The sequence below is a fragment of the Streptococcus sp. k-163 genome, from assembly GCF_013277555.1.
Classification (GTDB): Bacteria; Bacillota; Bacilli; order Lactobacillales; family Streptococcaceae; genus Streptococcus.
On record NZ_VMND01000015.1, the window covers coordinates 1 to 21,291 of the forward strand.

Annotated in this window: 23 protein-coding genes; 20 read left to right on the forward strand and 3 right to left on the reverse strand. The window is 40.6% G+C overall.

The window, feature by feature from the left end:
• Both HT731_RS06025 and HT731_RS06030 read right to left on the reverse strand, forming a co-directional pair.
• Positions 1-136: transposase (locus tag HT731_RS06025; protein WP_173278110.1), on the reverse strand; the 136-nt coding region annotated here is incomplete at its 3' end.
• Between the two features lie 281 nt (positions 137-417).
• Positions 418-966 (reverse strand): NADPH-dependent FMN reductase, encoded by a 549-nt coding sequence (locus HT731_RS06030; RefSeq protein ID WP_033680534.1) that lies wholly within the window; start codon positions 964-966, stop codon positions 418-420.
• A gap of 421 nt (positions 967-1,387) precedes the next feature.
• Here HT731_RS06030 and HT731_RS06035 point away from each other — a divergent pair, with 421 nt between their 5' ends.
• The 16 genes from HT731_RS06035 to HT731_RS06110 all read left to right on the forward strand — a co-directional run bounded on the left by HT731_RS06035 (position 1,388) and on the right by HT731_RS06110 (position 13,469).
• Positions 1,388-2,584: an MFS transporter gene (locus HT731_RS06035; protein WP_173278112.1), complete on the forward strand. Its 1,197-nt coding sequence runs from the start codon at positions 1,388-1,390 to the stop codon at positions 2,582-2,584.
• Between the two features lie 292 nt (positions 2,585-2,876).
• Complete coding sequence (locus HT731_RS06040) at positions 2,877-3,365, forward strand: DUF5590 domain-containing protein (RefSeq protein WP_173278114.1); 489 nt, start codon at positions 2,877-2,879, stop codon at positions 3,363-3,365.
• Positions 3,362-4,540: a pyridoxal phosphate-dependent aminotransferase gene (locus HT731_RS06045; protein WP_023943277.1), complete on the forward strand. Its 1,179-nt coding sequence runs from the start codon at positions 3,362-3,364 to the stop codon at positions 4,538-4,540. Before HT731_RS06040 ends, HT731_RS06045 begins: the two co-directional genes overlap by 4 nt.
• 13 nt (positions 4,541-4,553) lie before the next feature.
• On the forward strand, positions 4,554-5,900 hold the full coding sequence (gene asnS / locus HT731_RS06050) for an asparagine--tRNA ligase (protein WP_173278265.1): 1,347 nt from the start codon (positions 4,554-4,556) through the stop codon (positions 5,898-5,900).
• A gap of 152 nt (positions 5,901-6,052) precedes the next feature.
• Entirely contained in the window at positions 6,053-6,343 is a 291-nt protein-coding gene (rpsF, locus tag HT731_RS06055) for a 30S ribosomal protein S6 (protein WP_001151778.1), read from the forward strand.
• Positions 6,344-6,354: 11 nt separating this feature from the next.
• Positions 6,355-6,825: a single-stranded DNA-binding protein SsbA gene (gene ssbA, locus HT731_RS06060; protein ID WP_000609606.1), complete on the forward strand. Its 471-nt coding sequence runs from the start codon at positions 6,355-6,357 to the stop codon at positions 6,823-6,825.
• Between the two features lie 31 nt (positions 6,826-6,856).
• Positions 6,857-7,096, forward strand: coding sequence for a 30S ribosomal protein S18 (gene rpsR, locus HT731_RS06065; protein WP_000068664.1), 240 nt, complete (start codon positions 6,857-6,859; stop codon positions 7,094-7,096).
• Positions 7,097-7,391: 295 nt separating this feature from the next.
• Positions 7,392-7,895 carry a GNAT family N-acetyltransferase gene (locus tag HT731_RS06070; protein WP_004244450.1) on the forward strand — a complete coding sequence of 168 codons (504 nt, stop codon included), beginning with the start codon at positions 7,392-7,394 and terminating at the stop codon, positions 7,893-7,895.
• A gap of 81 nt (positions 7,896-7,976) precedes the next feature.
• Positions 7,977-9,377, forward strand: coding sequence for a bifunctional Cof-type HAD-IIB family hydrolase/peptidylprolyl isomerase (locus HT731_RS06075; protein WP_061759406.1), 1,401 nt, complete (start codon positions 7,977-7,979; stop codon positions 9,375-9,377).
• Between the two features lies 1 nt (position 9,378).
• On the forward strand, positions 9,379-9,741 hold the full coding sequence (locus tag HT731_RS06080) for a S1 RNA-binding domain-containing protein (protein WP_049543381.1): 363 nt from the start codon (positions 9,379-9,381) through the stop codon (positions 9,739-9,741).
• A 52-nt stretch (positions 9,742-9,793) separates the two neighbouring features.
• Positions 9,794-10,543 carry a tRNA1(Val) (adenine(37)-N6)-methyltransferase gene (locus tag HT731_RS06085; RefSeq protein ID WP_061759404.1) on the forward strand — a complete coding sequence of 250 codons (750 nt, stop codon included), beginning with the start codon at positions 9,794-9,796 and terminating at the stop codon, positions 10,541-10,543.
• Positions 10,533-10,817, forward strand: a complete 285-nt coding sequence (locus tag HT731_RS06090; RefSeq protein ID WP_000349611.1) for a GIY-YIG nuclease family protein — start codon at positions 10,533-10,535, stop codon at positions 10,815-10,817. Before HT731_RS06085 ends, HT731_RS06090 begins: the two co-directional genes overlap by 11 nt.
• 85 nt (positions 10,818-10,902) lie before the next feature.
• A complete protein-coding gene (locus HT731_RS06095) occupies positions 10,903-11,838 on the forward strand; it encodes a manganese-dependent inorganic pyrophosphatase (protein WP_061759403.1) in 936 nt (311 codons plus the stop codon).
• A gap of 209 nt (positions 11,839-12,047) precedes the next feature.
• A complete protein-coding gene (locus HT731_RS06100; protein WP_153195934.1) occupies positions 12,048-12,542 on the forward strand; it encodes a YiiX/YebB-like N1pC/P60 family cysteine hydrolase in 495 nt (164 codons plus the stop codon).
• Positions 12,526-13,176, forward strand: a complete 651-nt coding sequence (locus HT731_RS06105) for a DUF1803 domain-containing protein (protein WP_153195932.1) — start codon at positions 12,526-12,528, stop codon at positions 13,174-13,176. The genes HT731_RS06100 and HT731_RS06105 overlap by 17 nt, the downstream gene beginning before the upstream one ends.
• Before the next feature lie 101 nt (positions 13,177-13,277).
• Positions 13,278-13,469: a CsbD family protein gene (locus HT731_RS06110; protein ID WP_000051184.1), complete on the forward strand. Its 192-nt coding sequence runs from the start codon at positions 13,278-13,280 to the stop codon at positions 13,467-13,469.
• Between the two features lie 44 nt (positions 13,470-13,513).
• On the opposite strand, the gene HT731_RS06115 is transcribed toward HT731_RS06110, so the two are convergent.
• A complete protein-coding gene (locus HT731_RS06115; RefSeq protein WP_173278116.1) occupies positions 13,514-14,959 on the reverse strand; it encodes a UDP-N-acetylmuramoyl-L-alanyl-D-glutamate--L-lysine ligase in 1,446 nt (481 codons plus the stop codon).
• Between the two features lie 106 nt (positions 14,960-15,065).
• Between HT731_RS06115 and HT731_RS06120 the strand changes: the two genes are divergently transcribed.
• From HT731_RS06120 to HT731_RS06135, 4 genes are all read left to right on the forward strand, one after another.
• Complete coding sequence (locus HT731_RS06120) at positions 15,066-16,688, forward strand: polysaccharide biosynthesis protein (protein ID WP_173278117.1); 1,623 nt, start codon at positions 15,066-15,068, stop codon at positions 16,686-16,688.
• A gap of 204 nt (positions 16,689-16,892) precedes the next feature.
• A complete protein-coding gene (locus HT731_RS06125; protein ID WP_173278119.1) occupies positions 16,893-18,851 on the forward strand; it encodes a peptide ABC transporter substrate-binding protein in 1,959 nt (652 codons plus the stop codon).
• Positions 18,852-18,993: 142 nt separating this feature from the next.
• The gene (locus HT731_RS06130; RefSeq protein WP_016399612.1) at positions 18,994-20,088 is read left to right on the forward strand and encodes a cystathionine gamma-synthase; all 1,095 of its coding nucleotides are present in this window, start codon (positions 18,994-18,996) and stop codon (positions 20,086-20,088) included.
• Between the two features lie 7 nt (positions 20,089-20,095).
• Positions 20,096-21,262, forward strand: coding sequence for a MalY/PatB family protein (locus HT731_RS06135; RefSeq protein ID WP_173278121.1), 1,167 nt, complete (start codon positions 20,096-20,098; stop codon positions 21,260-21,262).
• Positions 21,263-21,291: the final 29 nt, after the last annotated feature.

The following is a 21,291-nucleotide window of genomic DNA, read 5'->3' on the forward strand; positions in this document are numbered from 1 at the left end:
CGTAACGATCAATCAATTTAATCATGTACCTAATATTAGAATTGTTTATCCCAAATTTATTTGAAAGCTTCTCTATGCTATATCCTTGTTTTTTAAGTTCATAGATCTGAACTTTATCATCATAAGTTAATTTCATAATAAAAACACCCCAAAAGTTAGATTTTTTCTGTCTAACTTTTGGGGTGCAGTTCAATACCTATAGGATGCGTTTTTTTTTTATAGTGAAATGAAATAAAAAAACGAACAAATTGATTGGGAAATTTATACTCAATAAAAATCAAAGAGCAAACTAGGAAGCTAGACTCGAGCTTTACTTGAGTACGGTAAGGTGACGCTGACGTGGTTTGAAGAGATTTTCGAAGAGTATTAGGTATGAAAAAACCACCCAAATGGGTGGCTAAGAGTCATAAAATATCTTTATTTGATAGCATTAACCAAGTCTTGAGCTTGTTTTTCAAGTGAGTTTAGGACTGTTTCTTCAAGAACCAATTTTCCATCTGTCCAAGCAGAGTCATTCACACGTGCAGCAGTGAAATCACCAATGACTTGTGTACGGATAAATGGCAAGAGGTCTTTGTAGATAGCAAAGAGTTGATCGTGACCTGCATTGGCTACAGATGATACTGTGACAAACTTGTCTTGAAGGGCAGAAGCGCTGTGTGTATCAGACAAGTCAAGGGCACGAGATAGCCAGTCAAGCAAGTTTTTCACTGTACCAGGGATAGAGAAGTTGTAGACTGGAGAGAAAATCCAGATGGCATCCGCAGCAAGAACTGCTTCACGAGCAGCGGCTACAGCTGGATGAGTTGGAACTTCCAAATCTTGGCTGAAGAGAGGAAGAGCTGAATAATCAAGGTAGCTAACTTCTGCTTGACCAGCAAGTACTTTTTCAGCTTCGAGAGCCATTTGGTGGTTGAAAGAACCTTGACGTAGTGATCCGACGATAAATAATACTTTTTTAGACATGATGTGTCTCCTTTTTTTAAAAATTTCGAGAACCTTATCGTTGTTATAAAATATATTACAACAAAACAAACCAACTTGCAAGAGATTTGCTCAGAGTTTATTTGAAAATTATAAAATTGCTGAAATTCTAGTCACTTGTGACTGGAAAAGTAAGAACTGTTTATTTTAGATTCTGGTTTACATTTATTTTTGAAGAACATTCCTATATTATCTTGTATTATGATGATATAAGTGCTAAAATAAACGAGAAGACTCGAAATAGAAACCGTAGAACGGCTATTTTCCGGTATCATTTCATGAACAATTAAACAAACAATAATGGCATTTCAAGAATGCTTCTAAAAGGGGTGGAGATCATGTAAGGCACAAATTAACAAGTGACAGACAAATGAAATACGAATACACTTGTTAAGGAGAAAAGATGTTAATAAGAAATTATCGGAAAAATATTGGCCTGATGGCCGGAGTTGAGTTTTTTGCTTTTTTAGGGATTACTAGTTTTTGGATTCTCTTTCTCAGTCAAAACGGAATGTCTCTTTGGCAGATTGGACTGCTGGAGACTATCTTTCATGCGACCAGTCTTCTCTGCGAAATTCCATCTGGAATGTTAGCTGACCGCTATTCCTATAAGACCAACCTTTATTTAAGTCGTATAGCAGGAATTGTGTCTTCTATTCTTATGTTGGCTGGTCAGGGAAATTTTTGGATTTATGCACTAGCTATGGCGGTGAGTGCCTTGTCTTATAATTTTGATTCAGGCACAAGCGCAGCAATGGTTTATGATTCAGCCGTGGAAGCTGGACTCAAGAAGCGTTACTTATCTATTTCAAGTTTTATGTCAGGAGTAGCAGAAGGAACTCGGTCTTTGGGGACAGTGTTGGCGGGATTTTTTGTCCATGGTCAATTGCACCTGACCTACTATATCATGATTGCGACTTCTATCATAGTTCTTTTCCTGATTTGGATGCTGAAAGAGCCTAGTGTCAAGCTAGAAAAAGCTGATAGTGTGACCATGAAACAGATTATTTGGACCGTTAAGGATGAGTTGAAGCGAAATCCCATGCTTTTCAACTGGATGATTTTGTCTCAGATTGTCGGAGTACTCATGTGCATGTTTTATTTTTACTATCAAAATCAGTTACCAGATTTAAGTGGTTGGCAAATTTCAGCAGTTATGCTACTTGGTAGTCTCTTAAATATCGTCGCAGTCTATCTAGCGAGTAAGATTGGAAAGAACTATGCCGCCTTGAAGCTTTTCCCTATCCTCGTCCTGCTGACTGGAGTTACCTATATGCTGTCCTACTTTGGAACACCTCTAATCTATATTTTGATTTATTTGATTAGTAATGCTCTATATGCTCTTTTTCAGCCGATTTTTGACAACGATTTGCAAGAGCGGCTTCCAAGTGAAGTAAGGGCAACCATGCTGAGTGTCTACTCTATGATGTTTAGCCTTAGTATGATTGTCTTCTTTCCATTGACAGGCTGGTTGATTGACCATTTAGGCTTTGTAGTAACATTTCTTTATCTAGGATTCTTTTTAGTCATGATTAGCCTTCTACTGCCTGTATTTTTAGGAAAAATGGCTAAAAGAATAGATGATAAAATAATTCCATAGATTAAAAGAACTTACGAAAACTTGAGTACTAAGCTCAGGTTTTTTAATAGGTTGATTTTGGAGCTGTCTTTATTTTTCTTGCTCGGTTTTAATCAAGAAAAATCGGTTTGCTTTGAAGGGAGAAATAGAATTGGTTGCTTATACTCAATGAAAATCAAAGAGCAAACTAGGAAGCTAGCCGCAGACAGTACTTGGGTACGGCAAGGAGAAGCTGACGTGGTTTGAATTTGATTTTCGAAGAGTATTCTTGCATTCACTTGTAATAAAGCTTAATAGATGGTAAAATAGACGAGTGAAAAAAAGAAAAAATAAAGCAAAAAATAATCTACTGTGGCAGTATGGTCTAGGGATGACGATTTTGTTTGTGGTTATCAGTGCTTCCTTTCTGTATCTGGTTTCTCTCGGCATGAAACCCTATCAAACAGCTAAAAGTGAAGGAGAAAAATTAGCTCAGCAGTATGCAGGATTAGAGCAGGCTGATCAGGTTGATTTATACAATGGCTTGGAATCTTACTACAGTGTTCTTGGTCATAACAAACAGCAAGAATCACTTGCTGTCCTGATTGGAAAAGATGACCATAAGATTTACGTTTATCAGCTAAATCAGGGTGTTTCACAAGAAAAAGCAGAAGCTGTTTCTAAGGAAAAAGGAGCTGGCGAGATTGACAAGATTATCTTTGGCCGTTATCAAGACAAGCCAATCTGGGAAGTCAAGTCAGGCTCTGACTTTTATCTAGTAGATTTTGAAACAGGAGCATTGATCAATAAGGAGGGCCTATGAAACTATCCAACCGTGTTTTAGAAATGGAAGAAAGTGTGACCTTGGCTGCTGGAGCCCGTGCCAAAGCACTGAAGGCTGAGGGAAGGGATATCCTATCTCTAACCTTGGGTGAGCCAGATTTCACTACTCCAAAAAATATTCAAGATGCCGCCATTGCATCGATTCAAGATGGGCGTGCTTCTTTTTATACAGTAACCTCAGGTCTGCCAGAGCTCAAAGCGGCGGTCAATGCCTATTTTGAGCGCTTTTACGGCTATTCTGTAGCGCCGAATCAAGTGACAGTCGCTGCTGGAGCTAAATATTCTCTCTATACCTTCTTTATGGCTGTGGTCAATCCAGGTGATGAAGTTATCATCCCAACACCCTACTGGGTCAGCTATGGAGACCAGGTCAAGATGGCAGAGGGTATTCCAGTTTTTGTTCCTGCTAAAGAGGACAATGACTTTAAGGTAACTGTAGAGCAGTTAGAAGCAGCTCGAACAGACAAGACCAAGGTTTTGGTGCTGAATTCACCATCCAATCCGACAGGTATGATTTATACCCGTGAGGAACTTTTGGCAATCGGAAACTGGGCTGTAGAAAAGGATATTCTCATCCTAGCAGATGATATCTATGGGCGCTTGGTCTATAATGGTCATGAGTTTACACCCATTTCTAGCCTATCGGAAGCGATTCGCAAGCAAACAGTGGTCATCAATGGTGTGTCTAAAACCTATGCTATGACAGGTTGGCGGATTGGCTATGCCGTCGGAGAAGCAGACATTATCGCTGCCATGTCCAAGATTGCAGGTCAAACAACCTCCAACCCTTCAGCAGTAGCCCAGTATGCAGCAGTTGAGGCTCTATCAGGTGAGCAAGATACTGTAGAAAGCATGCGTCAGGCTTTTGAGGAGCGTCTCAATACCATTTATCCGCTATTATGTGAGGTTCCTGGTTTTGAAGTCGTTAAGTCACAAGGAGCCTTCTATCTCTTTCCAAATGTCAAAAAGGCCATGGAGATGAAAGGCTATACGGATGTGACAGACTTTACAACTGCTATCCTTGAAGAAGCTGAAGTGGCCTTGGTAACAGGAGCAGGATTCGGAGCGCCAGAAAATGTGCGCCTCAGCTATGCGACAGACCTAGACACGCTTAAAGAAGCAGTTAAACGCTTGAAAGTATTTATGGAAAAATAAAAGAAAAGGAAAAATAATGACAAAACGTGTAACGATTATTGATGTAAAAGACTATATTGGTCAGGAAGTGACGATTGGCGCTTGGGTTGCCAACAAATCAGGAAAAGGGAAAATCGCCTTCTTGCAATTGCGTGACGGAACAGCCTTCTTCCAAGGTGTGGCCTTTAAACCAAACTTTATCGAAAAATTTGGTGAAGAAGTAGGAGCTGAAAAGTTTGATGTCATCAAACGCTTGAGCCAAGAAACTTCTGTTTATGTGACAGGTATTGTCAAAGAAGATGAGCGATCTAAGTTTGGCTATGAGTTAGATATCACAGACATCGAAGTGATTGGTGAATCTCAAGACTACCCAATCACACCAAAAGAACACGGAACAGACTTCTTGATGGACAACCGTCACTTGTGGCTTCGTTCTCGTAAGCAAGTAGCTGTGATGCAAATCCGTAACGCAATCATCTATGCAACTTATGAGTTCTTTGACAAGAACGGCTTCATGAAATTTGATAGCCCAATTTTGTCAGGGAATGCGGCTGAAGATTCAACTGAACTCTTTGAAACGGACTACTTCGGAACTCCAGCCTACTTGAGCCAATCAGGTCAGCTTTACCTAGAAGCAGGTGCTATGGCTCTTGGTCGTGTCTTTGACTTTGGTCCAGTATTCCGTGCTGAAAAATCAAAAACGCGCCGTCACTTGACTGAGTTCTGGATGATGGATGCAGAGTACTCATACTTGACACATGATGAGTCACTTGACTTGCAAGAAGCTTATGTTAAAGCTCTTCTTCAAGGTGTTCTTGACCGTGCGTCTCAAGCCTTGGAAACCTTAGAACGTGATACAGAACTCTTGAAACGCTACATTGCAGAGCCATTCAAACGTATCACTTACGATCAAGCCATTGACCTCTTGCAAGAACATGAAAATGATGAAGACGCTGACTACGAACATCTTGAGCATGGAGATGACTTTGGTTCACCACACGAAACGTGGATTTCAAACCACTTTGGTGTGCCAACTTTTGTCATGAACTATCCAGCAGCCATCAAGGCATTTTACATGAAACCAGTTCCTGGAAATCCAGAGCGCGTGCTTTGTGCAGACTTGCTTGCTCCAGAAGGCTATGGAGAAATCATCGGTGGTTCTATGCGTGAGGAAGACTACGATGCTCTTGTAGCTAAGATGGATGAACTTGGTATGGATCGTACAGAATATGAATTCTACCTTGACCTTCGTAAATACGGTACAGTTCCACACGGAGGATTTGGTATCGGTATCGAACGTATGGTAACCTTCGCAGCAGGAACAAAGCACATCCGTGAAGCTATTCCATTCCCACGTATGTTGCACCGTATTAAACCATAAGAACAGGAAAACGCCCATGTGGCGTTTTTTCGCATTTCAGTGTTTTTACTTGCGTAAAAAATTGTTTTCTAGTATAATAGTTTATTGTGAGCGAACCTCACTTACCCCTTGCAAAGTCTGGGGGTCATTAGACCAAAAGGAGGAACATATCAATGGCTAAATACGAAATTCTTTATATCATTCGTCCAAACATTGAAGAAGAAGCTAAAAACGCTTTGGTAGCACGTTTTGACTCTATTTTGACTGACAACGGTGCAACTGTTGTTGAATCAAAATCTTGGGAAAAACGTCGTCTTGCATACGAAATCAAAGATTTCCGTGAAGGACTTTACCACATCGTTAACGTTGAAGCAAACGACGATGCAGCTCTTAAAGAGTTTGACCGTCTTTCAAAAATCAACGCTGACATTCTTCGTCACATGATCGTCAAAACTGACGCGTAAGAAGGTAAACTATGATTAACAATGTTGTACTTGTAGGGCGTATGACACGTGACGCTGAGTTGCGTTATACCCCATCAAATGTAGCAGTTGCGACTTTTACTCTTGCAGTAAACCGTACATTTAAGAGTCAAAATGGCGAACGTGAGGCTGATTTTATCAATGTCGTTATGTGGCGCCAACAGGCTGAAAACCTTGCTAACTGGGCTAAAAAAGGCTCACTTATCGGGGTGACAGGTCGTATCCAGACTCGTAGTTACGATAACCAGCAAGGACAACGTGTCTACGTGACAGAGGTCGTGGCTGAGAATTTCCAAATGTTGGAAAGCCGTAGTGTGCGTGAAGGTCATACAGGTGGAGCCTACTCTGCCCCAACTGCAAACTATTCAGCACCTACAAATTCAGTACCAGACTTTTCACGTGATGAAAATCCATTTGGAGCAACAAATCCATTGGATATTTCAGATGATGATTTACCATTCTAATGGACAACTAAAATTATAAAGGAGAAAAAACATGGCTCAACAACGTCGTGGCGGATTCAAACGCCGTAAAAAAGTTGATTACATCGCAGCAAACAAAATTGAATATGTTGATTACAAAGATACTGAGCTTCTTAGCCGTTTCGTTTCAGAACGTGGGAAAATCCTTCCACGTCGTGTAACAGGAACTTCAGCTAAAAACCAACGTAAAGTAACAACAGCTATCAAACGCGCTCGCGTAATGGCTTTGATGCCTTTCGTAAACGAAGATTAAAAAAGAGGTCCGGGTGGACCTCTTTTTCATGAGCTTGGAAACAAGAAAGCGAATTAAGACCCGGGTGGGTCTTTTTTTCAGGTTCAGTGAACCTCTTTTTCATGAGCTTGGAAACAAGAAAGCGAATTAAGACCCGGGTGGGTCTTTTTTTCAGGTTCAGTGAACCTCTTTTTCATGAGCTTGAAAACAAGAAAGCGAATTAAGACCCGGGTGGGTCTTTTTTCACGAGATAGTTTTTTTCTGACCTTGGCGTGCTATAATGGTAATAAAAAGAGTAAAGGTGGGTAAGTCAAAGATGAATTGTACGATTAGAAATATGATTAAGTCTGATATTGAATCCTTATCTCATGGATTTATGAATCAAGGTTGGCCTGGTAGAGAGGAAATTTTGGCTAGATATTTTCTGGAACAGGAAAGTGGGGAGAGAGAAGTCTTAGTTGCAGAGATTGATGGTGCTGTAGCGGGCTACGTTACCATTTTGCCCTCTGCTAAACATGGTCCTTTTGCAGAAGTCTATCCAGAATTATCAGATTTTAATGTGTTTGAGCCTTTTCGAAATCAAGGGATTGGGAATCAACTGCTAGAAGAAGCAGAAAAACGAGTCAAGTTTGTTTCGAGTAAGGTCACTCTTGGTGTAGGTTTGCACTTAGGCTATGGCCCTGCCCAGAGATTGTATATCAGACGGGGCTACATTCCAGATGGGACAGGTGTCTGGTATCGAAATCAACCCTTGGAAATGAATGCAACTAGCCAAAATAATGATGATTTGGTTTTGTATCTAGTAAAGGAATTCGGATAAGAGACAAGGATTTTATTGGGGATGTGGGATTTAGCTACTTTATGGTATAATGGAAAGAGTTAGATTGAAAGAGGTAGTGATATGGATGCGAAATTAAGATACAAGGCAAAAAAGATTAAGATTGTCTTTTTTGATATTGATGATACATTGAGAAATTCCAAGACAGGTTTTATTCCAGCTTCAATCCCAACTGTTTTTAAGCAATTACGTGAGAAAGGAATTTTGACGGGTATTGCTTCTGGACGAGGGATTTTTGGTGTCGTTCCTGAGATTCGTGAACTCAAGCCTGACTTTTTTGTGACTTTAAATGGGGCCTACATCGAAGATAAAAAAGGTCAAATCATTTATCAACATCAGATTGAGAAGTCAGATGTTGAGGAGTATATCTCTTGGGCCAAGCAAGAGGGAATTGAGTATGGTTTGGTTGGGAGTCATGATGCCAAGTTGTCGACTCGCACCGATATGATTAGTGAGGCTATCAATCCAATTTATCCCGACTTAGATGTAGACCCAGATTTCCATGAAAAAGAAGATATCTATCAAATGTGGACTTTTGAAGATAAAGGAGATGACTTGCACTTGCCTGACAGTCTCTCAGACAAACTTCGCATGGTTCGTTGGCATGAGCATTCGTCTGATATTGTGCCGATTTCAGGCTCCAAAGCGACAGGTGTGGAAAAGGTTGTGGAACACCTTGGCTTGAAACCAGAGAACGTCATGGTCTTTGGAGATGGCCTCAACGACTTGGAACTCTTTGATTATGCTGGAATCAGCATCGCCATGGGAATTTCTCATGATAAAATCAAAGAAAAAGCAGATTATATTACAAAAACATTAGAAGAAGATGGCATTTTTGATGCCTTAGAAGGATTTGGTATGGTAGAAAAAGAATTGCATTTCCCACAAGTAGACATTGAAACAGTAGAAGGTCCGTTGGCGACTATTAAGACCAATCACGGAGACTTGCGTATCAAGCTTTTCCCTGAACATGCTCCTAAAACAGTGGCTAACTTTGTAGCTCTTTCAAAAGATGGCTACTATGATGGTGTCATTTTCCATCGTATTATCAAGGATTTTATGATTCAAGGTGGAGACCCAACTGGAACTGGTATGGGTGGCGAGTCAATCTATGGTGAATCATTTGAGGATGAGTTCTCAGAAGAACTTTACAATATCCGTGGTGCTCTTTCTATGGCCAATGCTGGTCCAAATACCAATGGCAGCCAGTTCTTTATCGTGCAAAATCAACATCTGCCTTATTCTAAGAAAGAAATTGCTCGTGGAGGTTGGCCAGAACCGATCGCAGAAATCTATGCCAAACAAGGTGGAACCCCTCACCTAGACCGCCGTCACACGGTTTTTGGACAGTTAGCTGATGAAGTTTCTTATGCTGTCTTGGATGAAATTGCTGCTGTTGAGACAGGGGCCATGGACAAGCCAGTTGAAGATGTTGTGATTGAAACAATTGAAATCGAGGACTAAGATGAAAATCGGTGATAAGCTAAAGGGGCGTATTACAGGGATTCAGCCCTATGGTGCCTTTGTTGAGCTAGAGACGGGTGATACGGGGCTGATTCACATTTCAGAGATTCGGACAGGCTTTATTGAAAATATCCAAGAAGCCTTGAAAGTCGATGAAGAGGTTCAGGTTCAGGTAGTGGATTTAGATGAATTTACAGGGAAAGCCAGCCTTTCTATCCGCACTTTGGAGGAAGAAAAACACCAGTTTCCGAGACGGAGACGCTTTTCAAGCGACCGTTTTAACTACGGCTTCGCACCTCTCAAACGAATGATGCCAATTTGGACCAAGGAAGCCCTTCAACATTTGAAGAAGCAGAAGAATTAGTTAGAAATCTGTATTCTTTGTAATGTTAATATAAATTTGCTATAATAAGACCATGGAAGAAGAACAATTATTAAAATCAGGGGAGCGCATTAACCAGCTCTTTTCGACAGATATCAAAATCATTCAAAATAGAGAGGTTTTTAGCTATTCGGTGGATAGTGTTCTCTTGTCACGTTTTCCACGTTTTCCTAAAAAGGGTTTGATAGTGGATTTTTGCGCTGGAAATGGAGCAGTGGGGTTATTTGCTAGCACTCGGACTCAGGCACAGATTTTGGCTGTTGAGATTCAGGAGCGTTTGGCGGATATGGCTGAACGCTCTGTCCGTTTGAATTCTTTGGAAGAGCAGATGCAGGTCATCTGTGATGATTTGAAAAATATGCCTGCTTACATTCAGGGAAGTAAGGTGGATATGATTTTGTGTAATCCGCCCTATTTCAAGGTGGATCCTCATTCCAACTTGAACGAGAGTGAACATTATCTTTTGGCGCGCCATGAAATCACGACTAATTTGGAAGAAATCTGTCGTAGTGCCCAAAGTATTCTCAAGTCTAATGGACGGTTGGCTATGGTTCATCGTCCTGATCGACTTTTAGATATCTTGGATAGCTTACAACGGCATAATTTAGCCCCTAAGCGCCTGCAATTTGTCTATCCAAAAAGAGAAAAGGAAGCCAATATGCTTTTGATTGAGGCTATCAAGGATGGCTCAACAAGTGGCTTTAAGGTCTTGCCTCCTTTAATTGTCCACAATGATGACGGCTCTTATACGCCGGAACTCGAAGAGATTTATTATGGATCATAAGGCTTATATGTACGTGCTGGAGTGTCGTGATGGATCCTACTATACAGGCTATACGACTGATGTGAGAAGACGCCTCGCTGTCCACAATAGTGGGAAGGGAGCCAAATACACACGAGCACGCTTGCCAGTCAAACTCATCTATGCTCAAGGTTTTGCCAGTAAGGAAGAAGCCATGTCGGCAGAAGCCCTTCTCAAGCGTAAGAAGCGACCGCAGAAGGAGCAATTTTTATCTGAAAATCAAGATAGAAATTTACTCAGTTATTTTGAAGAGTAGTGGGGAGTCCTTTGACTCCTCTTACTTTTGTCAAAAAGCGAAAAAAATGCTACAATAAAGAGAATAAACAAAATGAGGTATTATCATGTCTAAGATTCTAGTATTTGGTCACCAAAATCCAGACTCAGATGCCATCGGGTCATCTGTAGCTTTTGCCTACCTTGCAAAAGAAGCTTACGGTTTGGATACGGAAACTGTAGCCCTTGGAACTCCAAATGAAGAAACAGCCTTTGTCTTGAACTATTTTGGTGTGGAAGCACCGCGTGTTATCACTTCTGCTAAAGCAGAAGGCGCAGAGCAAGTTATCCTGACTGACCACAATGAATTCCAACAATCTGTATCAGATATCGCTGAAGTAGAAGTTTATGGTGTTGTAGACCACCACCGCGTGGCTAACTTTGAAACTGCAAGCCCACTTTACATGCGTTTGGAGCCAGTTGGATCAGCGTCTTCAATCGTTTACCGTATGTTCAAAGAACATGGTGTAGCTGTGCCTAAAGAGATTGCAGGTTTGATGCTTTCAGGTCTGATTTCAGATACCCTTCTTTTGAAATCACCAACAACACACCCAACGGATAAAGTGATTGCTCCTGAATTGGCTGAATTGGCTGGTGTGAACTTGGAAGAATATGGTTTGGCTATGTTGAAAGCTGGTACCAACTTGGCTAGCAAATCTGCTGAAGAATTGATTGACATCGATGCTAAAACTTTTGAATTGAACGGAAATAATGTCCGTGTTGCTCAAGTAAACACAGTTGATATCGCTGAAGTTTTGGAGCGTCAAGCAGAAATCGAAGCTGCAATGCAAGCTGCTAACGCAGCAAATGGTTATTCTGACTTTGTCTTGATGATTACAGATATCGTCAACTCAAACTCAGAAATCTTGGCTCTTGGTGCCAATATGGATAAGGTTGAAGCAGCCTTCAACTTCAAACTTGAAAACAATCATGCCTTCCTTGCTGGTGCTGTTTCACGTAAGAAACAAGTGGTACCTCAATTGACTGAAAGCTTTAATGCTTAAGATTTTGGGTTTCAGTTCAAAATCGGAAAGTCTAGTTTGACTTATATCGAAAGGAGTTTCGGCTCCTTTTTTTCTAGGAGTGAAGCATGTTAGAAAATGGCGATTTGATACTCAATGAAAATCAAAGAGCAAACTAGGAAGCTATCCGTAAGCTGTACTTGAGTACGGTAAGGCAACGCTGACGTGGTTTGAAGAGATTTTCGAAGAGTATGATTTTTGTGAGAGATGAGTCAGATATGGGACAGGCCATCCAGGCTTCCACAGGCAACTATAACCATGTTGCCATTTGTTTGGATGGGATGATTTACCACGCTAGTGGACAGGCTGGTGTGGTCTGTCAAGAACCTGCAGACTTCTTTGAGTCCAATCATTTGTACGACCTCTATGTCTACTCAGAAATGGATATCCAGTCTGTGAAGGAAAAAGATTGCAAACATCTGGAAGCTCCTTATAATGCTTCTTTCTATACAGATGGACATGGTTTCTACTGTTCCCAGTATATGGCAGAAATTTTCCCCATTTTTGAAACTATTCCTATGAAATTTGGAGATGGGAAGCAGGACATTAGTGATTTTTGGAGAGAATATTACAGAGAACTAGGCCTGCCTGTTCCTATGAATCAAGCTGGGACCACTCCTAGTCAGTTGGCAGCATCGCCTCTGTTAGAATGTAAAGAAAGGAATCTTCATGATTCAGATTTTTAATCCATCTCGTTTGACGAGACAGCCTTTTTTTGGAGAATTGATCCGCTATCTGGACCAGCATGAGGATGTGATTTTGCGGGAAATTAAGGCTCAATTTCCAGATCTAGCAGTTGATAAACGCATGGAAGAATATATAAAGGCTGGCTTGATTCTACGAGAAAATAAGCGTTATTACCTCAATCTTCCTATGCTTGAGTCACTTGATAGTCTCGAACTGGATCAAGAGATTTTTGTCAGCGAAGATAGTCCGACCTATCAAGCTTTGTTGCAGAAGAGTTTTGAGACAGAATTACGAAATCAAACCAATGCCGCTATTTTAGTTGAAAAGACGGACTTTGCGAGATCAAAAATGACCCTGTCCAATTATTTCTACAAGGTCAAACATCAGTATCCTTTGACAGAAAAACAGCAGGAGCTCTATGACATTTTGGGAGATGTCAATCCTGAGTATGCTCTCAAATATATGACGACTTTTTTGTTGAAATTTCTCAAAAAAGACCAGCTTATGCAGAAACGCCGTGACATCTTTGTGGACAGTTTAGTTGTCCTAGGTTATATTGTCCAAAATGAAGATGGAAAGTATGAGTTGGCTATCGATTTTGATAAGGAAAGATTAACTTTCTACTTGGCGTGATTTCTTGTTTCTGAGCACATTGTTTGACTTTCCTTAGTATTCGGTATAAACTATATGTAACCGGTAACACATATCGGAATAAAACTAAAGGAGACAATCATATGTCACTTGAAAACAAATTGGAACAAGCAACAGGCGCTATCAAAGAAGGATTTGGTAAGGTTACTGGGGATAGCAAAACTGAAGCAGAAGGTGCTGTAGAAAAGACAGTTGCTAAGGCAAAAGAAGTAGTTGAAGATGCTAAAGGTGCTGTAGAAGGTGCCGTTGAAGGCTTGAAAAACGCTTTTAAATAAAGATAGAAAAAATCAAGGGTTTCATTTCCCTTGATTTTTCTATCTTATAAATAATTTTCTGCGACGGCTGCATCTCCTGGATAGGTTTCTTTCTTTCCTTGAACGATTTGGTAGCAATCTGCTCCCTTACCAGCAATAATAACTGCATCTAATTCGTGATTTGTGATAGCCATAGCTGCCTTGATGGCTTCTTGGCGATCCGCAATTTTTTCAACAGGATGATTGATATAGCTACTAATTTCATCCGCAATGGCCATTGGGTCTTCATAGTTGGGGTCATCAGCAGTTAGAAAGACTTGAATCTCAGGGTGTTGATTGAGGAGGAGGCCAAAGTCCTTACGACGACTTTCTCCCTTATTTCCTGTAGAACCTAGAACCAGAGCAATTTTTCCAGTTTGATGAGTCTCTACAACCTTGATTAGTTTTTTGAGACTGTCCCCATTGTGGGCGTAGTCGATGAAGACCTTGGCTCCATTTTTCTGAGTGAGGACTTCCATACGGCCAGGAACGCGGGTTGCAGCAATTCCTTTTTTGATGTCCTCAAGACTAGCTCCGAGACGGAGACAAGCAAGTCCAGCAGCAACTGCATTTTCTTGGTTGAAGTGGCCAATTAACTGGATGTCATAAACACCAGAGAGTTTACCTGTAGCTGAAAAGCTAAAGGCTTTGGAATTCTCGATTTGGTTATCAGACTGGCTACCGTAGAAATCATGGTCTTGATCTTCCACCTGTTCTTTTAGTACAGAGAAGTGGTCCATGTCACTGTTAATGATGACTGCTCGGCTATTTTCCATCAAGAGACGCTTGTGGTAGAAGTAGTCTTCAAAGCTAGGGTGTTCAATCGGGCCGATATGGTCTGGGCTGATATTGAGGAAAACTCCCACATCAAAGGTTAGACCATAGACACGTTTGACCAGATAGGCTTGACTGGAGACTTCCATGATGAGGTGGGTGCGGTCATTTTGCACAGCTTGATGCATCATGTCAAAGAGGTCGATGCTCTCAGGGGTTGTCAATGCAGACTTAAAGAAAGTCTTGCCATCTAGAGTTGTATTCATAGTCGAGAGCATAGCAGGTCGGTGCCCTTGAGATAAGATGTTGTAAGCGAAATAGGCTGCTGTTGTCTTACCCTTAGTACCAGTAAAGGCAAGGAGTTTGAGTTTTTCCTGTGGGTTTCCATAAAATTCCATAGCAATCAAACTCATGGCTTTCTTGATATCGCTGACGATAATGGCAGGAATACCAACTTCATAGTCCTTTTCAGCCACATACCAATCGAGACCTTGAGAGATTGCAGAAAGAAGAAATTCCTTTTTAAAGGCAGCACCCTTGACGAAAAAGAGGCTCTTTTCTTTAGCCTTGCGGCTGTCATAGCAGATGGTGTCAAATACGACATGGCTGTAGTTGTAGTGATAATGTCCTTGGTCGATAATCTCACGGAAGAGACCATCTTTCTTTAATATATCTAATACGGTTTCAATCTTAATCATACTTTCTATTGTAAACCGAAAGTCGTAAATTTACAAGTAACAAGGAAAAGTTTATAATGGAAGATAAGGAACTTTTTCCTAGTTATCAAAATTGAATGAGGAATCTATGTCGCACGAAAACAATCACCAGCAGGCCCAGATGTTACGGGGGACTGCTTGGCTAACGGCTAGTAATTTTATCAGTCGCCTACTCGGGGCTATTTATATTATCCCTTGGTATATCTGGATGGGATCTTATGCAGCTACGGCCAATGGTCTTTTTACCATGGGCTACAATATCTATGCCTGGTTTTTGCTGGTTTCAACAGCAGGGATTCCAGTTGCGGTGGCCAAGCAAGTTGCCAAGTACAATACCATGCGAGAAGAAGAGCATAGCTTTGCCCTGATTCGGAGCTTTTTGGGCTTTATGACAGGACTAGGTTTGGTTTTTGCTTTAATCTTGTATGTCTTTGCTCCTTGGCTAGCAGATTTGTCTGGCGTGGGCAAAGACTTGATCCCAATCATGCAAAGCTTGGCTTGGGGAGTCTTGATTTTCCCATCTATGAGTGTTATCCGAGGATTTTTCCAAGGGATGAATAACCTGAAACCTTATGCCATGAGCCAAATCGCTGAGCAGGTCATTCGTGTTATCTGGATGCTTCTAGCAACCTTTATCATTATGAAGCTCGGTTCAGGAGATTATCTAGCAGCGGTTACCCAATCCACCTTTGCTGCTTTTGTGGGAATGGTAGCTAGTTTTGCAGTCTTGCTTTATTTCCTTTATAAGGAAGGATTGCTCCAAAAAGTTTTTGAAACTCGAGATAAGATTGATAGTAAGAGTCTTTTGGTTGATACGATTAAGGAAGCTATTCCTTTTATCTTGACTGGTTCGGCTATTCAGCTTTTCCAAATCTTGGACCAAAATACCTTTATCAATAGCATGAAGTGGTTTACCAACTATAGTAATGAAGACTTAATTGTCATGTTTTCTTATTTTTCTGCCAATCCAAATAAAATTACTATGATTTTGATTTCTGTTGGGGTTTCGATTGGGAGTGTCGGTTTGCCGCTTTTGACTGAAAACTATGTCAAGGGAGACTTGAAGGCGGCTTCTCGTCTGGTTCAGGACAGCATTACCATGCTTTTCTTATTCCTGCTACCAGCAACGGTTGGAGTGGTTATGGTAGGGGAACCTCTTTATACAGTCTTCTATGGCAAGCCAGATAGTTTGGCTATGGGCTTGTTTGTCTTTGCGGTTTTGCAGTCTACTATTTTAGGCTTGTACATGGTCTTGTCTCCAATGCTTCAGGCCATGTTCCACAATCGCAAGGCAGTTCTCTATTTTATCTATGGTTCTATTGCCAAGCTAGTTTTGCAACTTCCAACCATCGCTCTCTTCCATAGTTACGGACCCTTGATTTCCACTACAATCGGTCTCATTATTCCTAATGTCTTGATGTATCGGGACATTTGTCAAGTAACTGGTGTTAAGCGTAAGGTGATTTTGAAGAGAACCATTTTAATCAGTTTGTTAACTCTTTTCATGTTTCTAGTAGTTGGGACATTGCAGTGGATTTTAGGATTTGTCTTCCAACCAAGTGGACGTTTGTGGAGTTTCCTATACGTAGCCCTTGTTGGTGCCATGGGTGGCGGTGTTTATGGATTCTTGAGTCTCCGTACCCGTTTATTGGATAAGGTGATTGGAAAAGCCCAAGCAGATCGCTTACGAATCAAATTAAAGTTAACTTAAAAAACATTTATAAATAAAAGGGATAATTTGAACATTTCTATCGTGAAATGCTTAAATTATTCTCTTTTTTATTAATTTGTAGAATAATAGATAAAGTTTGTAGATGGTAATTTTATTTTTCTTAAATTTTACTTAAAAAACTATTGACTAAATAAAACTCAAGTTGTATAATAAGACAAATATTTAAATCAGGAGGTTCTGGAGATGAAAAAGTCTAAGGCCAAGTATGCAACACTTGCAGGTGTCGTGTTAAGTGCAGGTATTTTGTTAAGTGCCTGTGGAAATTCTAGCACAGGGTCAAAAACATATAATTATGTCTATGCTAGTGATCCATCTAGTTTTAATTATTTAGCAGAAAATCGTGCGACAACTAATGATATTATCACTAATCTAGTTGATGGTCTCATGGAAAATGATCAATATGGGAATTATGTTCCATCCTTGGCAGAGGATTGGAGTGTTTCTAAGGACGGTTTGACTTATACCTACAAACTTCGTAAGGAAGCGAAATGGTATACCTCTGAAGGTGAAGAATATGCCCCAGTAACTGCCAAAGACTTCGTAACTGGTCTTCAGTATGCTGCTGATAAAAAATCAGAAGCCTTGTACCTAGTACAAGAATCCGTTGTAGGTTTGGATGACTACATTAACGGTAAAACGAAAGACTTTTCAACTGTAGGTGTAAAGGCTATTGACGACCAAACGGTTCAATATACTTTGACTCGCCCAGAACCTTACTGGAATTCAAAAACAACTTCAACAATTCTCTTTCCTCTTAATGCGGATTTCTTGAAATCTAAAGGGGATGATTTTGGCAAGGTGGATCCATCTAGCATTTTGTACAATGGTCCTTTCTTAATGAAATCCTTTGTTTCAAAATCTGTTATTGAATTCAAGAAAAATCCGAATTACTGGGATGCCAAGAATGTCTTTGTAGATGATGTGAAATTGGCTTACTTTGATGGTAGTGATCAAGATGCACTAGCACGTAACTTTGTGGAGGGTGCCTATAGTTATGCTCGTCTCTATCCAAATAGCTCAAGTTTTGAAGGGATTAAAGAGAAGAACAAGGACAATATCGTATATAGTCTTCAAGATGCGACATCTTATTTCTTAAACTTTAACTTAGATAGAAAATCTTATAAATTCACTGCTAAGACGAGTGATGCTGAAAAGAAATCGACTCAAGAAGCCGTTCTTAATAAGAACTTCCGTCAAGCTATTAACTTTGCCTATGACCGTACAGCCTATGGTGCTCAATCTCAAGGTGAAGATGGTGCTACTAAGATTTTACGTAATTTGGTTGTTCCACCAAACTTCGTAAGTATCAACGGAAAAGACTTTGGTGAAGTAGTAGCCTCTAAGATGGTCAATTATGGTAAAGAATGGCAAGGAATCAACTTTGCTGATGCTCAAGATCCATACTACAATCCAGAAAAAGCCAAGGCTAAATTTGCCGAAGCTAAGAAAGAACTCCAAGCTAAAGGAGTCCAATTCCCTATCCACTTAGATAAATCTGTAGATTTGACCAATAAGGCAGAAATTCAAGGAATTAATTCCATGAAACAATCGATTGAATCTGTCTTGGGGGCTGATAATGTTGTGATTGATGTTCACCAACTCTCTACTGAAGACTTTGATAATACAAGCTATTTGGCTCAGACTGCAGCTCAGAAAGATTACGATTTATACAATGGTGGTTGGAGTGCAGACTACCAAGACCCATCAAGTTATCTTGAAATCTTTAATGTGAAAAGTGGTGGAGTTCTACAAAACTTAGGTCTAGAGCCTGGAGAAGTAAATGACAAGGCTAAGGCAGTTGGACTAGATACTTACACTCAGATGTTAGAAGATGCTAATAAAGAGCAAGATCCAGCAAAACGTTATGAAAAATACGCTGAGGCTCAAGCTTGGTTGGTAGATAGCTCACTAGCAATTCCAAACGTATCACTTGGTGGTACACCAACTTTGAGAAAAACAGTTCCTTTCTCTAGCCCATTCTCATTGGCGGGTAATAAAGGGGTCGAATCATACAAGTATCTCAAATTACAAGATAAGACAGTCACAAAAGACGAGTATGAAAAAGCCAAAGAAAAATGGATGAAGGAAAAAGAAGAGTCCAATAAAAAAGCCCAAGAAGAATTGGCAAAACATGTCAAATAAGGATTTTTCAAGAAAAAACGATGGTTTCGAAAGAAGCTGTCGTTTTTTATATAGTTTGAAACTATAACTAGCTCTTGAAAAGAAGAAAATGAGTTGATGAAAATAAGTGGTACAATAGTTACTATAGATTTGGAGGAATTGTATGAGCAAGGAATTACACATTAACACAATTTTAGCCCAGGCGGGTATTAAGTCAGACGAAGCGACAGGAGCCTTGGTGACACCGCTTCATTTTTCAACGACCTATCAGCATCCAGAGTTTGGTCAATCTACTGGATTTGACTATACGCGCACCAAAAACCCAACTCGTAGTAAGGCGGAAGAAGTCTTGGCGGCTATTGAGTCAGCAGACTATGCTCTAGCGACTAGCTCAGGGATGTCAGCTATTGTACTGGCCTTTAGCGTCTTTCCAGTAGGAAGTAAGGTCTTGGCAGTGCGTGATCTTTACGGTGGTTCTTTCCGCTGGTTCAATCAAGTGGAGCAGGAAGGTCGTTTCCATTTCACCTATGCCAATACAGAAGAAGAGTTGATTGCCGAGTTGGAAAAGGATGTGGATGTTCTTTATATAGAAACCCCAACCAACCCTTTGATGTTGGAATTTGATATCGAAAAACTAGCAAAATTGGCTCATGCTAAGGGTGCCAAAGTGGTGGTGGACAATACCTTCTACAGCCCTATCTATCAACGCCCGATTGAAGATGGAGCAGATATCGTTCTGCATTCAGCAACCAAATATCTAGCAGGCCACAATGATGTCTTGGCTGGTGTGGTTGTGACCAATAGTTTAGAACTATACGAGAAACTCTTTTACAATCTCAATACGACAGGGGCAGTCTTGTCGCCATTTGACAGTTATCAATTGATTCGTGGTCTCAAGACCTTGTCTCTTCGTATGGAGCGCTCAACAGCCAATGCTCAAGAAGTGGTCGCCTTTTTGAAGGATTCTCCAGCAGTTAAGGAAGTTCTCTATACGGGTCGTGGAGGCATGATTTCCTTTAAAGTAGCGGATGAAACACGCATTCCTCACATTTTAAACAGCCTCAAGGTCTTCTCTTTTGCGGAAAGTTTGGGTGGAGTGGAAAGTCTCATTACCTATCCAACGACCCAAACCCACGCTGATATTCCAGCAGAAGTGCGCCATTCTTATGGTTTGACAGATGACCTCTTGCGCTTGTCAATTGGGATTGAGGATGCTAGAGATTTAATTGCAGATTTGCGCCAAGCCTTAGAAGGATAAGAAAAAGATGGGAAAATATGATTTTACAAGCCTGCCCAATCGTTTAGGGTACCATACTTATAAATGGAAAGAGACGGAGACGGATAGTGAAGTCCTACCAGCTTGGATAGCGGATATGGACTTTGTAGTCTTGCCTGAAATCCGCCAAGCTGTGCAAACTTACGCTGACCAGCTGGTTTATGGTTATACCTATGCCAGTGAAGAGTTAATTCACGAAGTTCAAAAGTGGGAAGCTACACAACACGGTTACCACTTTGATAAAGAGGCCCTTGTCTTTATCGAGGGTGTGGTACCAGCCATCTCAACAGCTATTCAAGCCTTTACAAAAGAAGGTGAAGCGGTTCTGATTAACACACCTGTCTATCCACCCTTTGCTCGCAGTGTCAAGTTGAACAACCGTAGATTGATTACCAATTCTTTGGTGGAAAAGGATGGTTTGTTTGAGATTGACTTTGATCAACTTGAAAAGGATTTGGTGGAAGAGGAGGTCAAACTTTATATTCTCTGCAATCCTCACAATCCTGGTGGACGTGTGTGGGAAAAAGAAGTCTTGGAAAAAATTGGCCAACTATGCCAAAAACACGGTGTTTTCTTGGTTGCAGATGAGATTCACCAAGATTTGACCCTCTTTGGTCACAAGCACCATTCCTTCAATACCATCAATCCTGCCTTCAAAGAATTTGCTATCGTCTTGAGTAGTGCCACTAAAACCTTTAATATTGCTGGAACAAAAAATTCCTATGCAGTTATTGAAAATCCTAAGTTGAGACTGGCTTACCAGAAACGCCAGTTGGCCAATAACCAGCATGAAATTTCAGGCTTGGGTTATTTGGCGACAGAAGCTGCCTATCGATACGGTAAAGATTGGTTAGAGGAACTCAAGCAAGTCTTTGAAGACCATATTAATTATGTGGTGGATTTATTTGGAAAAGAGACTAAAATCAAAGTCATGAAACCGCAAGGAACCTACTTGATTTGGCTTGATTTTTCAGCCTATGACCTGACTGATGAAAAATTACAAGAGCTGTTGAGAAATGAAGCCAAGGTTATCCTAAACCGTGGTTTGGATTTTGGGGAGGAAGGAAGTCTCCATGCCCGCCTCAATGTAGCCATGCCTAAATCCCTGCTGCAAGAAGTTTGTCAGAGGATTGTGACAACTTTTGCTAAACTTTAAAAATCCAGCCTTCTAGGAGAAAAGTCTTC

Coding starts and splice junctions, on each gene's coding strand:
- HT731_RS06030 (WP_033680534.1), bottom strand. CDS start 966: ATGTCTAAAAAAGTATTATTTATCGTCGGATCACTACGTCAAGGTTCT.
- HT731_RS06035 (WP_173278112.1), top strand. CDS start 1,388: ATGTTAATAAGAAATTATCGGAAAAATATTGGCCTGATGGCCGGAGTT.
- HT731_RS06045 (WP_023943277.1), top strand. CDS start 3,362: ATGAAACTATCCAACCGTGTTTTAGAAATGGAAGAAAGTGTGACCTTG.
- rpsF (WP_001151778.1), top strand. CDS start 6,053: ATGGCTAAATACGAAATTCTTTATATCATTCGTCCAAACATTGAAGAA.
- ssbA (WP_000609606.1), top strand. CDS start 6,355: ATGATTAACAATGTTGTACTTGTAGGGCGTATGACACGTGACGCTGAG.
- rpsR (WP_000068664.1), top strand. CDS start 6,857: ATGGCTCAACAACGTCGTGGCGGATTCAAACGCCGTAAAAAAGTTGAT.
- HT731_RS06070 (WP_004244450.1), top strand. CDS start 7,392: ATGAATTGTACGATTAGAAATATGATTAAGTCTGATATTGAATCCTTA.
- HT731_RS06075 (WP_061759406.1), top strand. CDS start 7,977: ATGGATGCGAAATTAAGATACAAGGCAAAAAAGATTAAGATTGTCTTT.
- HT731_RS06080 (WP_049543381.1), top strand. CDS start 9,379: ATGAAAATCGGTGATAAGCTAAAGGGGCGTATTACAGGGATTCAGCCC.
- HT731_RS06085 (WP_061759404.1), top strand. CDS start 9,794: ATGGAAGAAGAACAATTATTAAAATCAGGGGAGCGCATTAACCAGCTC.
- HT731_RS06090 (WP_000349611.1), top strand. CDS start 10,533: ATGGATCATAAGGCTTATATGTACGTGCTGGAGTGTCGTGATGGATCC.
- HT731_RS06095 (WP_061759403.1), top strand. CDS start 10,903: ATGTCTAAGATTCTAGTATTTGGTCACCAAAATCCAGACTCAGATGCC.
- HT731_RS06100 (WP_153195934.1), top strand. CDS start 12,048: ATGATTTTTGTGAGAGATGAGTCAGATATGGGACAGGCCATCCAGGCT.
- HT731_RS06105 (WP_153195932.1), top strand. CDS start 12,526: ATGATTCAGATTTTTAATCCATCTCGTTTGACGAGACAGCCTTTTTTT.
- HT731_RS06110 (WP_000051184.1), top strand. CDS start 13,278: ATGTCACTTGAAAACAAATTGGAACAAGCAACAGGCGCTATCAAAGAA.
- HT731_RS06115 (WP_173278116.1), bottom strand. CDS start 14,959: ATGATTAAGATTGAAACCGTATTAGATATATTAAAGAAAGATGGTCTC.
- HT731_RS06120 (WP_173278117.1), top strand. CDS start 15,066: ATGTCGCACGAAAACAATCACCAGCAGGCCCAGATGTTACGGGGGACT.
- HT731_RS06125 (WP_173278119.1), top strand. CDS start 16,893: ATGAAAAAGTCTAAGGCCAAGTATGCAACACTTGCAGGTGTCGTGTTA.
- HT731_RS06130 (WP_016399612.1), top strand. CDS start 18,994: ATGAGCAAGGAATTACACATTAACACAATTTTAGCCCAGGCGGGTATT.
- HT731_RS06135 (WP_173278121.1), top strand. CDS start 20,096: ATGGGAAAATATGATTTTACAAGCCTGCCCAATCGTTTAGGGTACCAT.